This is a genomic window from Streptomyces sp. NPDC043861, assembly GCF_056435905.1.
Map to the genome: position 1 here is coordinate 87,638 of NZ_JBWKDP010000014.1, position 12,267 is coordinate 99,904.

General features: G+C 70.6%; 13 protein-coding genes. 4 read left to right on the forward strand and 9 right to left on the reverse strand.

All coding sequences use genetic code 11. The features are described 5' to 3' along the window. Position 1: 1 nt before the first annotated feature. Positions 2 to 529, reverse strand: a complete 528-nt coding sequence (dut, locus tag AC068D_RS27790) for a dUTP diphosphatase (protein ID WP_478825828.1) — start codon at positions 527 to 529, stop codon at positions 2 to 4. Beyond that, entirely contained in the window at positions 529 to 1,104 is a 576-nt protein-coding gene (locus AC068D_RS27795) for a PaaI family thioesterase (protein ID WP_478825829.1), read from the reverse strand. Before AC068D_RS27795 ends, dut begins: the two co-directional genes overlap by 1 nt. A 58-nt stretch (positions 1,105 to 1,162) precedes the next feature. On the opposite strand from AC068D_RS27795, the gene AC068D_RS27800 reads away from it, so the two are divergent. Then, positions 1,163 to 1,645: a DUF3093 domain-containing protein gene (locus AC068D_RS27800; RefSeq protein ID WP_478825830.1), complete on the forward strand. Its 483-nt coding sequence runs from the start codon at positions 1,163 to 1,165 to the stop codon at positions 1,643 to 1,645. Positions 1,646 to 1,827: 182 nt separating this feature from the next. On the opposite strand, the gene AC068D_RS27805 is transcribed toward AC068D_RS27800, so the two are convergent. The 4 genes from AC068D_RS27805 to AC068D_RS27820 all read right to left on the reverse strand — a co-directional run bounded on the left by AC068D_RS27805 (position 1,828) and on the right by AC068D_RS27820 (position 5,410). Beyond that, a complete protein-coding gene (locus AC068D_RS27805) occupies positions 1,828 to 2,784 on the reverse strand; it encodes a hypothetical protein (protein WP_478825831.1) in 957 nt (318 codons plus the stop codon). A 13-nt stretch (positions 2,785 to 2,797) separates the two neighbouring features. After that, complete coding sequence (locus tag AC068D_RS27810) at positions 2,798 to 3,094, reverse strand: DUF4193 domain-containing protein (RefSeq protein ID WP_166632484.1); 297 nt, start codon at positions 3,092 to 3,094, stop codon at positions 2,798 to 2,800. A 428-nt stretch (positions 3,095 to 3,522) separates the two neighbouring features. Beyond that, positions 3,523 to 4,752: a sensor histidine kinase gene (locus AC068D_RS27815; RefSeq protein WP_478825832.1), complete on the reverse strand. Its 1,230-nt coding sequence runs from the start codon at positions 4,750 to 4,752 to the stop codon at positions 3,523 to 3,525. A 4-nt stretch (positions 4,753 to 4,756) separates the two neighbouring features. After that, entirely contained in the window at positions 4,757 to 5,410 is a 654-nt protein-coding gene (locus AC068D_RS27820) for a response regulator transcription factor (protein WP_478825833.1), read from the reverse strand. A gap of 346 nt (positions 5,411 to 5,756) precedes the next feature. On the opposite strand from AC068D_RS27820, the gene AC068D_RS27825 reads away from it, so the two are divergent. Further along, positions 5,757 to 5,930, forward strand: coding sequence for a hypothetical protein (locus AC068D_RS27825; RefSeq protein WP_478825834.1), 174 nt, complete (start codon positions 5,757 to 5,759; stop codon positions 5,928 to 5,930). 117 nt (positions 5,931 to 6,047) lie between these two features. On the opposite strand, the gene AC068D_RS27830 is transcribed toward AC068D_RS27825, so the two are convergent. Beyond that, positions 6,048 to 6,848, reverse strand: coding sequence for an inositol monophosphatase family protein (locus AC068D_RS27830; RefSeq protein WP_478825835.1), 801 nt, complete (start codon positions 6,846 to 6,848; stop codon positions 6,048 to 6,050). 80 nt (positions 6,849 to 6,928) lie between these two features. Beyond that, positions 6,929 to 8,071, reverse strand: a complete 1,143-nt coding sequence (locus tag AC068D_RS27835; protein ID WP_478825836.1) for a ferrochelatase — start codon at positions 8,069 to 8,071, stop codon at positions 6,929 to 6,931. A gap of 165 nt (positions 8,072 to 8,236) precedes the next feature. Between AC068D_RS27835 and AC068D_RS27840 the strand changes: the two genes are divergently transcribed. Both AC068D_RS27840 and AC068D_RS27845 read left to right on the forward strand, forming a co-directional pair. Beyond that, positions 8,237 to 9,481: an MFS transporter gene (locus AC068D_RS27840; RefSeq protein WP_478825837.1), complete on the forward strand. Its 1,245-nt coding sequence runs from the start codon at positions 8,237 to 8,239 to the stop codon at positions 9,479 to 9,481. Continuing rightward, entirely contained in the window at positions 9,438 to 10,760 is a 1,323-nt protein-coding gene (locus AC068D_RS27845; protein ID WP_478825838.1) for a D-arabinono-1,4-lactone oxidase, read from the forward strand. The genes AC068D_RS27840 and AC068D_RS27845 overlap by 44 nt, the downstream gene beginning before the upstream one ends. A gap of 202 nt (positions 10,761 to 10,962) precedes the next feature. Here AC068D_RS27845 and AC068D_RS27850 read toward each other — a convergent pair whose 3' ends face one another. Beyond that, on the reverse strand, positions 10,963 to 11,847 hold the full coding sequence (locus AC068D_RS27850; RefSeq protein WP_478825839.1) for a hypothetical protein: 885 nt from the start codon (positions 11,845 to 11,847) through the stop codon (positions 10,963 to 10,965). Positions 11,848 to 12,267: the final 420 nt, after the last annotated feature.

Genomic DNA, 12,267 nt, shown 5'->3' on the forward strand with positions numbered 1-12,267 from the left:
GTCACTGTCCTTCCCGGTCGGATACGACCGAAGCGTATCGATTCCCACCCTGTGCGCCGCCCACGGCTGACCCGCCCACGGCGGCATGACCGCCGGTGGACCCGAAGCCCCCCTCGGCCCGCGCCGAGCCGGGAAGCTCCGCCACCTCGTGGAAGCGCACCTTCTCGACCTGCTGGACGACCAGTTGAGCAATCCGGTCGAACCGTTCGAACCGCACGCTCTCACGCGGGTCCAGATTGACCACGATCACCTTGATCTCCCCACGGTACCCGGCATCCACCGTCCCTGGGGCATTGACGAGGGCCAGGCCGCAACGGGCCGCCAGCCCCGAGCGCGGGTGCACGAAGGCCGCATACCCGTCCGGGAGCGCCACAGACACCCCCGTGGGCAGAACCGTGCGCTCTCCGGGTGCGAGTTCGGCGGCCTCGGTGGTCACCAGATCGACTCCGGCGTCGCCCGGATGTCCGTAGGACGGGATCGGCACTTCCGGGTCCACACGCCGGATCAGTACATCGACGGGATTGCGCATCAGGGGTTCACCTCGAAGGCGCGGGCGCGCCTCACCTGGTCGGGATCGGCCATCGCCGCCTGGATCTCCTCGGGGCGGCCGTTGTCGATGAAGTGGTCGACCTTCACCTCGATGAAGAGCGCCTCGGCGCGGACGGCGACGGGCCCATCGGCACCCCCGATCCGGCCGGTGGCGCGGGAGTAGATCTTGCGGCCGCTGACGGCGGTGACCTCCGCCTCGAGGAAGAGCACCGTGCCCACGGGTACGGGACGGACGAAGTCGGTCTCCAGCCGCCCGGTCACCGCGATCACCCGCAGCAGCCAGTTCAGCGAGCCGAGCGTCTCGTCGAGCGCCGTGGCCAGTACACCGCCGTGGGCGAGGCCCGGCGCGCCCTGGTGGGCTGCGGTGACGGTGAACTCGGCGGTGAGACTGACGCCCTCGCCGGCCCGTGCCTCCAGGTGCAGTCCGTGCGGCTGCTCCCCGCCGCAGCCGAAGCAGTACTCGTAGTGCGCGCCGAGGGGGTCGCCCGGGGCGGGCGCGTCGGGATGTCGTACCGGCGGCAGGGCGTCGGCCGGCGGGGTCAGTGTGCTACTCACAGGCGCAGACCTTACCCGCGCGGGTAGCCGCAGGTCGCGCCGTGCCAAGCTTGGGACCATGCAGCCCTCGGCCACGCCCTCCGGCGCGCCTTCCGCGCCGCGTTACGACGAACGCCTCACCGCCCCCCGCTCCTGGTGGGTCCTCACCGCACTGGTGGCGCTCTCGGGCGCTCTGGTGCTGCTCCCGCTGGGCACGGTGGCGATGCTGGGCGGGCTCATCGGGGCGGGGGCGCTCGCGGCGGCGGCGGTGAGTTCGTACGGCTCCGCACGGATCCGGGTGGTGGCGCAGTCGCTGGTCGCAGGTGATGCCCGTATCCCGGTGGCGGCGCTCGGCGATGCCGAGGTGCTGGACGCCGAGGAGGCGCGGGCGTGGCGTTCGTACAAGGCTGATCCGCGGGCGTACATGCTGCTGCGCAGCTATGTGCCCACGGCGGTGCGGGTGCTGGTCACGGACCCTGAGGACCCGACGCCCTATGTGTATCTCTCGACCCGGGACCCCCGGGGCCTGGTGGCCGCGCTCGACGCCGTCCGCGGGGACTGACGGCCGGGGACTGACCGACGGCTGATCGGGCGGCTCCACCTCGGCGGCTCGTACCGGGGGCGGGGTCAATCGCACGGCGCGGCCCTCCGCCGGACGCCCGGCAGCCGGCTGCTTGCCCAGCGCGTGGTCGATCCGGGCTGCGGGTTGTGGACCGGCGACGCCCACGGCTCGGCCCGGAGGGCTCAGCTCTCCAGCTGTCTGCGCAGTTCGGGCGGGAGCTCGGCCGGCAGCTCCCCCTTCGGCTTCTCCAGCCGGGGCAGCTCGGGCAGGGCGTCCCAGGGGATCTGGTGTGTGCGCAGATCCTTCCTGATGCGCTGGGCGAGTTTTCTGGTGTCCCGCCGGTTCATCACGGCGCCCACGGCGGCACCGACCATGAACGGCATCAGATTCGGCAGATTGCGGACCATGCGCTTCATGATCTGCTGACGCAGCTCACGCTTCAGCTGGCCGCCCAGGGCTGCGTTGATCGTCGCGGGCTTGCTCACGTCGATACCGCGCTCCTCCGACCAGGAGGTCAGATAGGCGTTGCCGCGTTCCCTGAAACCGCCCGGCGGTCGCATGCCGTAGACCTCGTGCAGCTCGGCGACGAGCTTCAGCTCGATCGCGGCGACGCTGATGATCTCCGTGGCCAGCTCGGCGGGCATCGCGGGCGGCACGGGCAGCATGGCCGCCGCGCCGATGCCGGCCCCGACGGTGGAACTGGCGTTGGCCGCTCCCGCGACCAGCTTGTCGGCGAGTTCCTCGGGGCCGAGGCCCGGGAATTGCTCGCGCAGGGTCGCCAGGTCGCGCACCGGGATACGGGGTGCGGTGTCGATCAGCCGGTCGGTGATGAAGCCGAGCGCGGCCTTGGCCGCCACGCCGCTCCTGCGTACGCCGCTCCTGATCGAGTCCAGGCGCCGGGCCGTGGCGGAGCGCCCGTCTTCCGGCACCGCCTCGAGCGAGGCCGGGAGGCCCCGCCCGTCGTCGTGTGCGTCGCCGGAGGGGGGCAGGTGGCCGGCGTGCCCGGACCCGGCTCCGTCCGGCGTCACAGCGCCGTCCCACGGGCCCGGAGCGCTCCAGGGCGCCTCGGGCTCCTGGGAACCCTTCCGCCGGAAGTGGAGCCTCCTGGAAGGTTTCCGGGGCGGTGTCCCGCCTGCCACGACCGACCGGCCCTCAGTCGCAGTCGCGGCAGATCGGCTGTCCGTTCTTCTCACGGGCCAGCTGGCTCCGGTGGTGCACCAGGAAGCAGCTCATGCACGTGAACTCGTCGGCCTGCTTCGGCAGGACCCGAACGGCCAGCTCCTCGTTCGAGAGGTCGGCCCCGGGCAGCTCCAGGCCCTCGGCAGCCTCGAACTCGTCGACGTCGACGGTGGACGTCGTCTTGTCGTTCCGGCGAGCCTTGAGCTCTTCGATGCTGTCCTCGTTGAGATCGTCATCGGTCTTGCGTGGGGTGTCGTAGTCCGTTGCCATGTCGCTCTCCCCCTCTGGGTGTCTGCGGTGTCTCCAGCGCACGTAACGCGTGAGAGGCCGGACTTGTGCCCGACCCGAGGCGGAGATTTTGCCTCACATCAAGGTCTGTTACTCAATCGACACCCAACCGGACCCCTCAAACGTGATCGGGTTGGGCGGCGATCGGGACCGTACACGGTCCGAATGTCGCACTTCACGGGCGCCACCCCGTGTACTTCCCGTGATCTCGACCCCCGGAAACCCGGACTTTTCCCGGCTTTCCGACAGGACTATTGATCACGGAGAGTAGATGGCCGGAAATTCCTCTCTGTGATCGATCACACACGAACTTGATCGGTACGAGTCCCGAAAATTCCGCGTAAAGCGAACAGAAGAAAATTCCGGTCACGGCGGCCGACGACCACGTCGATCGCGGGTCCTGCCGGGCATCAGACCGGCAGGGTAACCCGCATCACGAGGCCGCCGCCCTCGCGCGGCTCCGCGATGATACGGCCACCGTGGGCACGCGCAACCGACCGGGCGATCGACAGGCCGAGTCCCACGCCCTTGTCACTGCCCGTGCGCTCCTGGCGCAGCCGCCGGAACGGCTCGAAGAGACTGTCGATCTCGTACGCCGGGACCACCGGCCCCGTGTTGGACACCACCAGGATCGCCTGTCCGTGCACGATCTCGGTGGTCACCTCCACCCAGCCGCCCTCCGGCACGTTGTAGCGGACGGCGTTCTGGACGAGGTTCAGGGCGATCCGTTCGAGCAGGACGCCGTTGCCCTGGACCAGGGCGGGCGCGCGCCGGCCGCGGAACTCCACGCCCTGGGCGTCGGCCTCGCCGCGCGCCTGGTCCACGGCCCGTGTGGCGACCTCGGCCAGGTCGACCGGTTTGCGCTCGACGATCTGGTTCTCGCTGCGGGCGAGCAGCAGCAGGCCCTCCACGAGCTGCTCGCTGCGCTCGTTGGTGGCGAGGAGGGTCTTGCCCAGCTGCTTGAGCTCGTCCGGCGCTCCGGGGTCGGAGAGATGGACCTCCAGCAGCGTGCGGTTGATCGCCAGCGGCGTGCGCAGCTCGTGCGAGGCGTTGGCGACGAACCGCTGCTGCGCCGTGAAGGCACGCTCGAGCCGCTCCAGCATCTCGTCGAAGGTGTCGGCGAGCTCCTTGAGCTCGTCGTCGGGGCCGTCGAGCTCGATCCGCCGGGAGAGGTCCGAGCCGACCACGCGGCGCGCGGTGCGGGTGATCTTGCCGAGCGGTGAGAGGACACGGCCCGCCATGGCGTAGCCGAACGCGAAGGCGATGACGCTCAGACCGACGAGCGCGAAGAGGGAGCGGGTGAGCAGCTCGTCCAGGGCGTGCTGGCGCTGCTCGGTCACACAGGCATTCATCAACCGGTTGACCTCGGGCGCGGGCCCGGCGTTGTCGGGGAAGTTGCACACCTCGCTGGTCACGCTGCCGCTGACGATCTTGAACGGCAGCTCGCTGCCCACCTGCACGGCCTGGGCCGCGAGGAGATAGATGATCGAGAGCAGCAGGATCCCCGCGATCAGGAACATCCCGCCGTAGAGCAGCGTGAGCCTTATCCGGATGGTCGGCCTGAACCAGGGCCGTACCGGCTCGCCGGGGTCCCAGCTCGGCTTCGGGGGCGCTGTGGGGGGCGCTGGTAGCGTGGCCACGGGCTCAGATCCGGTAACCGGAGCCGGGAACCGTGACGATCACGGGCGGCTCGCCGAGCTTGCGGCGCAGCGTCATGACCGTGACGCGCACGACGTTGGTGAACGGGTCCGTGTTCTCGTCCCAGGCCTTCTCGAGCAGCTGCTCGGCCGAGACGACCGCGCCCTCGCTGCGCATGAGCACCTCCAGCACGGCGAACTCCTTGGGGGCGAGCTGGATCTCCTTGCCCTCGCGGAAGACCTCGCGGCGGTTCGGGTCCAGCTTGATTCCCGCGCGCTCCAGGACGGGCGGCAGCGGCACGGTGGTACGCCGGCCGAGGGCACGGACACGCGCGGTGAGCTCGGTGAACGCGAACGGCTTCGGGAGGTAGTCGTCGGCTCCGAGCTCAAGGCCCTCGACGCGGTCGCTGACGTCGCCGGAGGCGGTGAGCATCAGCACGCGGGTGGCCATGCCCAGCTCCACGATCCTGCGGCAGACGTCGTCGCCGTGGACGAGCGGGAGGTCGCGGTCGAGAACGACCACGTCGTAGTCGTTCACACCGATGCGCTCGAGTGCGGCGGCGCCGTCGTACACGACGTCGACCGCCATGGCCTCCCGGCGCAGTCCGGTGGCCACCGCATCGGCGAGCAGCTGCTCGTCCTCGACGACGAGTACGCGCACGTGGCTGGTCCTTCCTCTGGGGCCCGCCCCGACCCGTGATCAGGGCAGGCTTTAGTACGGGCTGGCACTGACTGTGTGCCTCCATCCTGCCCCTTACGCGCGTAAACCGGATGTAAGTCGTTCTCACGCCTACGAGGGACACGCCGGAGGCGCAGGGAATTCACGGGATTCCCGGAGAAGTTGAGGTTTCCCCGCGGGTGTGCCTGGGGAGGACGACTGCACACCCGCGATCACGCCATGTATGTGGCTTGCCACACCCCGCTCTCTGACCCCCCAGGGAGGGAGCGTGATCAACCCGCCGTAGGCACACCCCCGTGCCACAGACCCACGACGAGGGGGCGCAACCATGGACGCATTCACCGCAGGACTCCTGCAGCGCATCAGAACCACGGAAACCGACCTCACGCGGGCTCGCGAGACGGGCGACGACTTCCTGGCCGATGTCGAGCAGGCCGAGCTGGACGACCTGCATCGCCTCGCCGCCGAGCACGGCGTGGAAGTCGGCGCCGCGAGCGCCTGACAGCTGGGAAGGGGCCCGATGCCGTCATGCGGCATCGGGCCCCTTCGTATGCGTCGCCCGGGCGTCGTGGGTGCACCGGCCGTCCGAGGGCGCTGCGTACGGTTCCCCGGGGCGGGTTCAGTCGTGCCAGGCGCCCAGGTCCTCGAGCAGACGCTGGAGCGGCTCGAAGACGCCTGGCGAGGCCGCGACCGCCAGGTCGCCGGACGGGCGCTCGCCCGGTCGGGCGCCGGTGAGGGCGCCCGCCTCACGGGCGATGAGGTCGCCGGCGGCGAGGTCCCAGGCGTTGAGTCCGCGCTCGTAGTACCCGTCGAGACGGCCGGCGGCCACATCACAGAGATCGACCGCGGCCGAGCCGCTGCGCCGGATGTCGCGCAGGCGCGGGATCAGCTCCTGGGCGACGTCCGCCTGGTGGCTGCGCACGGACTGGACGTAGTTGAAGCCGGTGGACACCAGCGCCTGGTCCAGCGGCGGTGCGGGCCGGCAGCGCAGTCGCCGGTCGCCGCAGAAGGCGCCGCCGCCGAGCACCGCCCGGTAGGTCTCGCCCCTCATCGGCACCTCGACGACGCCGACGACGGTCTCCCCGTCGCGCTCGGCAGCGATCGAGACCGCCCACGTGGGAAGCCCGTAGAGATAGTTGACCGTGCCGTCGAGCGGGTCGATCACCCAGCGGACACCGCTCGTGCCCTCCGTCGACGCACCCTCCTCACCGAGGAAGGCGTCGTCGGGCCGGGCGTCGGCCAGAAAGCCGGTGATCAGCTTCTCGGCGGCGATGTCCATTTCGGTGACGACGTCGATCGGACTGGACTTGGTGGCGGCCACGGCCAGATCGTCCGGTCGCCCGTCACGCAGCAGGGCTCCGGCCCTGCGCCCGGCCTCCAGGGCCAGGGTCAGCAGCTCACCGAGCACGGGGTCGGTCACCAGGGTCTCCTCATGGGTCGTGCGCAGGGTCGTGTCGTCGGGTTGCGGACCGTCGGCCTCAGCCGCACGGACCGCCGGTCTCAGGCGTAGGGGCTGTCGGCCCCGGCGGCAGCGGACCGCTCCGACCGGCCCGGGCAGCACCCGATCGGGCACAGGTCGTGCGAGGCACCGAGCGCCCCCAGCGCACACCGCTCCACCACTGTCCCGCGCTCGGTCGCCGCGCGCTCCAGCACCAGGTCACGGACCGCCGCCGCGAACCGGGGGTCCGCACCGACCGTCGCCGCGCGTCTCACCGGCAGCCCCAGCTCGCCGGCCTTGGCGGTGGCCTCCGTGTCGAGGTCGTACAGCACCTCCATGTGGTCCGAAACGAACCCGATCGGCACCATCACCGCGGCGGGCACCCCGCTCGCGTGCAGTTCCTCGAGGTGGTCGCAGATGTCGGGTTCCAGCCAGGGGATGTGCGCGGCTCCGCTGCGCGACTGGTAGACGAGTTTCCAGGGGTGCTCGACACCGGTCTCGTCCCGTACCGCGTCGACGATCACCCGGGCCACGTCGAGGTGCTGTTTCACGTACGCCCCGCCCTCGCCGTGCTCCCAGACCGGGCCCGACGCGTCCGCCGCGGCGTCCGGGATGGAGTGGGTGGTGAAGGCCAGGTGCGCTCCGGCCCGTACGTCCTCGGGTAGATCCGCGAGTGAGGCGAGCACGCCCTCCACCATGGGACCGATGAACCCCGGGTGGTTGAAGTAGTGCCTCAGTTTGTCGACCCGGGGCAGCGGCAGCCCTTCCGTCTCCAGGGCGGCAAGCGCGTCGGCCAGATTCTCCCGGTACTGCCGGCATCCCGAGTACGAGGCGTATGCGCTCGTCGCGAGCACCGCAACCCGCCTACGGCCGTCGAGGACCATCTCCCGCAGGGTGTCGGTCAGATAGGGCGCCCAGTTCCGGTTGCCCCAGTAGACCGGCAGGTCCAGCCCTGCACCGGCGAAGTCCTTGCGCAGCGCTTCGAGGAGCGCCCTGTTCTGGTCGTTGATCGGGCTGACCCCGCCGAACAGGAAGTAGTGCTGACCGACTTCCTTCAGCCGCTCCTTGGGGATGCCGCGGCCGCGCGTCACGTTCTCCAGGAACGGAACCACGTCGTCCGGTCCCTCGGGCCCGCCGAAGGAGAGCAGCAGCAGGGCGTCGTAGGGGGCTGGGTCATGTGGAGCGGGGTGCAGCTGTTCGGCCATGGTGCGATCCTCCCACTCTTCCCCTGTCCCCTCCGTGTCGAGGCCCTGTACGGCCGTCGGTGCCGCGCTGGAGTGAGGGTGCCTAACCCGTAAGCTGTTCAAGCCTTCCACGCACCTTACGGAGCGCTCGCGCGCCCGCATGCCCACGCCCGACGGAGCGCCCCCTTGCCCAGCCCTTATCGCGCGATATTCGCCGCCCCCGGCACCGTCGCGTTCTCCGCCGCCGGCTTCTTCGGCCGGATGCCGCTGTCCATGATGGGCATCGGCATCGTGACCATGATTTCCCAGCTGACGGGGCGTTACGGCCTGGCCGGCGCGCTCACCGCGACCCTCGCGCTCTCGGCTGCCGTCCTCGGCCCCCAGGTCTCCCGACTGGTCGACCGGCACGGTCAGCGCCGGGTGATGCGCCCCGCCATGCTGATCTCGGTCGCGGCCGTCTCGGGCCTGCTCGTCTGCGCGCAGCAGGGCGCGCCGGACTGGACCCTCTTCGCCTTCACCGCGTGCGCGGGCTGCATTCCGGCGGTCGGCGCGATGACCAGGGCCCGCTGGTTGGCGATCTACGAGGGGTCGCCGCGTGAGCTGCACACCGCCTATGCCTTCGAGTCGATCGCCGACGAGGTGTGCTTCGTCATCGGCCCGATCGTCTCCATCGGCCTGTCGACGGTCTGGTTCCCGGCGGCCGGTCCGCTGCTGGCCACCGTCTTCCTCGTCGCAGGAGTCCTGTGGCTGACGGCCCAGCGCGCCACCGAACCCGTGCCGCATCCTCACGGGGATCACTCCGGCGGTTCCGCTCTGCGCTCTCCCGGACTGCAGGTCCTCGCCGTCACGTTCGTGGCGACGGGCGCGATCTTCGGGGCGGTGGACGTGGCGACGGTGGCCTTCGCGGACGAGCAGGGCCACAAGGCATGGTCGAGCGTCGTCCTCTCGGTCTATGCGCTGGGGTCCTGTCTCGCCGGGGCCGTCTTCGGACTGCTCCACCTCAGGGGCGAACCGTCCCGCAGGTGGGTCCTGGGTGTCTGTGCGATGGCCGTGAGTATGATCCCCCTCCAACTGGCCGGGAATCTGCCGATCCTGGCCGTGGCGCTCTTTGTCGCCGGCCTGGCCATCGCACCGACGATGGTGACCACGATGGCCCTCGTCGAAGCGCACGTACCGCGCACCAAGCTGACCGAGGGCATGACCTGGACAGGCACCGGGCTGGCGGTCGGTGTGGCACTGGGCTCCGCGGCCGCCGGCCGGGTGGTGGACGAGTTCGGGGCCGGTGCCGCGTACGGGGTGCCCGCGGTGGCGGGAGCGCTCGCGGCCGTGGTGGCGTTCCTGGGGTACCGCCGGCTGCGCAGGCCGGTGCCGACGCGGGAGGGGCAGGATGACGAGCACATCCACGACCAGAACGGCGAGCGCGTGGCGTAATTGGGCGGGCACGGTGAACTCCCGCCCCCAGCGGGAGGAGTCGCCCGCCACCGCCGATGAACTGGCCGCCGTCGTACGGCGTGCGGCCGAGGACGGTCTGCGGGTGAAGACGGTGGGCACCGGTCACTCGTTCACCGCGATCGCCGCGACCGACGGCGTCCTGATACGGCCGGACCTGCTCACCGGCATCCGCGAGATCGACCGCACGGCGATGACGGTCACCGTCGAGGCGGGGACGCCGCTGAAGCGGCTCAACACCGCGCTCGCCCGTGAGGATCTGTCGCTCACGAACATGGGCGACATCATGGAGCAGACGGTCGCGGGCGCGACCAGCACCGGCACGCACGGCACGGGCCGTGACTCCGCGTCGATCGCCGCCCAGATCAGAGGGCTCGAGCTGATCACGGCGGACGGCTCACTGCTCCGCTGCTCCGAGAAGGAGAATCCCGAGATCTTCGCCGCGGCCCGGATCGGCCTCGGCGCGCTGGGAGTGGTCAGCGCGATCACCTTCGCCGTGGAGCCGCTGTTCCTGCTCACGGCGCGCGAGGAGCCGATGCCGTTCGACCGCGTCACGGCCGAGTTCGACGAGCTGCACGCGGAGAACGAGCACTTCGAGTTCTACTGGTTCCCCCACACGGGCAGCTGCAACACCAAGCGCAACAACCGCAGCGCCGGTCCCGCCGCCCCGCCCGGAGCGGTCAGCGGCTGGATCGAGGACGAGCTGCTCTCCAACGGCCTGTTCCAGGTGGTCAATTCGCTCGGCCGGGCAGTGCCCGCGACAATTCCCGCGATCGCGAAGGTCTCCAGCCGGGCCCTCTCCGCCCGCACGTACACGGACATTCCCTACAAGGTCTTCACAAGTCCCCGCAGGGTTCGCTTCGTGGAGATGGAATATGCGCTGCCGAGGGAGGCCGCGATCGAGGCGCTGCGCGAGCTGAAGACGATGATCGATCGTTCACCACTGCGGATCAGCTTCCCTGTCGAGGTGCGGACCGCCCCGGCGGACGACATCACGCTGTCGACGGCCTCGGGCCGCGAGAGCGCGTACATCGCCGTGCACATGTACAAGGGCACGCCGTACCGCTCGTACTTCACCGCGGTCGAGCGGATCATGACTGCACACGGCGGACGCCCCCACTGGGGCAAGATCCACACCCGCGACGCGGAGTACTTCGCCGGCGTGTACCCGCGGTTCGGCGAGTTCACCGCGCTCCGGGACCGGCTGGATCCCGACCGGGTGTTCGGCAACGACTATCTGCGACGGGTGCTGGGCGCATAGCGCTGCCACCGGAAGGGGTCCGCCGGAAAGCTCGCGGCGTCCGGCGCCCGGGTCTCCAACAGGGCACCCCGGGACGGGTCGTGGGTCGCCCTTCTCACGTCCGGCTCGGGCTGCGTGCCGGCGGAGGAGTGTCCTCGTACGTGCGCACTCCGGCGGGCACGACACACGGCGAGCGGGCTCGGGCGGGACCCCGCGGACCGGCCTAGGACGGGCCTGCGTCCATTCCTGTCCCTTCTCCCGTTCCCGTGCCTGTTCCCGTGGAGGCGGACGGCGCGGGCGGAGTGCCGGGCGACGGGGGCCGGGCGTCCTCGCCCGCCGGGGCGGTGTCGTCGGGGGCGGGTTCGGACCCGCTTGCGCCGTCACCTCGGTCGGTATCCGTGCTCTCCCCTGGGCCGCCGGGGCTCAGCGGGGCGCGGGAGCCGCTGTCGGGCGCCGGGTTCCGCCCGTCACCCTCGCGCCCGTGGCGCTGACTTCCGTCCCGTGACGGGGCGTCCGAGGTGCTGCCCGAAGGAGCCGGCCCGGGTGCGGGGTCCTTGGGGCTGCCGCCGTCACCGGTCCCCCGTACGACCGAGCCGACCGTCGTGCCCGAGCCCCCGCCGAGGTCCTTGCCCGACGCGACCTCGTACGCAGTGATTCCGAGCATCGCCACGGCGAAGACGACGGCGGCGACCGGCACGGACCGCTTCCAGCCCCGAATGCGGATGCCATGCATCGTCGGCGCACCGAACTCCCCTTCGGGAGGCACCTCGTTCGGTGGATGAACACCGGGCTCGTGGGGCCTCGGCCGGGCATGGGCCGTGGCATCGCGGATCTGTTCGCCGGTTCGCCGGAACAGGTGCTGGAAGACCGGGCCGCCACAGGTCGCCACCACGCTCACCACACCCGCGCCCACGACGGTGCCGTAGACCCCGAGACGCGATGCGAGCACTGCGGCCGCAACCGCCGCGAGCGTGCTGCCCGCGACCTGGGGGACGCTCAGATCCAGCCGTCGCTCCCGTTGTTGCCCCGACGGTCGCTCCGCCTGCCGTATCACCCTCCGCTCGTCCACATCCTGCTTCTGATGCATCTCCGGCCTCTGTTCACCCATCTGTCCCACCATGCACCAGGAAGGGACAAATGGGCGAAGGCAATGGTTCCGCTTATGCGGATTCTGTGAATCTTGACACCATCATTTCGCGGGCGCGGATCCCAACTCCCGCTCCCCGCGACAAGTTCGGCGGCGCGCCGGTCCACCCCCATGGCCCGAATGGAGTACTGTGGCGAGCCCTGGGTTCGGTGTCCCTCACGGGTATCCGGGCTTACGGGAGGGGGCCGAAAGTGGCACTCGAACCGGCGGCGCCGCGGCACCGCACGGGCGCCTGCTGCACAGAGTGACGGTTCGTCACGCTGCGTTGCAAACAGGTAACCGTGCCATAACGGCGATCCAGGGCCCACGCCCGACACGCCGGGCAACTCGGCAAGGTTGTGGCAGGCTGCACCCGGGCAGGCCACACTCGACTAGCGGAAG

Bases quoted from the DNA above. Each gene is read 5' to 3' on its own strand.
- AC068D_RS27825 (WP_478825834.1), top strand. From the start codon at position 5,757: ATGGACGCATTCACCGCAGGACTCCTGCAGCGCATCAGAACCACGGAA.
- AC068D_RS27800 (WP_478825830.1), top strand. From the start codon at position 1,163: ATGCAGCCCTCGGCCACGCCCTCCGGCGCGCCTTCCGCGCCGCGTTAC.
- dut (WP_478825828.1), bottom strand. From the start codon at position 529: ATGCGCAATCCCGTCGATGTACTGATCCGGCGTGTGGACCCGGAAGTG.
- AC068D_RS27810 (WP_166632484.1), bottom strand. From the start codon at position 3,094: ATGGCAACGGACTACGACACCCCACGCAAGACCGATGACGATCTCAAC.
- AC068D_RS27835 (WP_478825836.1), bottom strand. From the start codon at position 8,071: ATGGCCGAACAGCTGCACCCCGCTCCACATGACCCAGCCCCCTACGAC.
- AC068D_RS27850 (WP_478825839.1), bottom strand. From the start codon at position 11,847: ATGGGTGAACAGAGGCCGGAGATGCATCAGAAGCAGGATGTGGACGAG.
- AC068D_RS27845 (WP_478825838.1), top strand. From the start codon at position 9,438: ATGACGAGCACATCCACGACCAGAACGGCGAGCGCGTGGCGTAATTGG.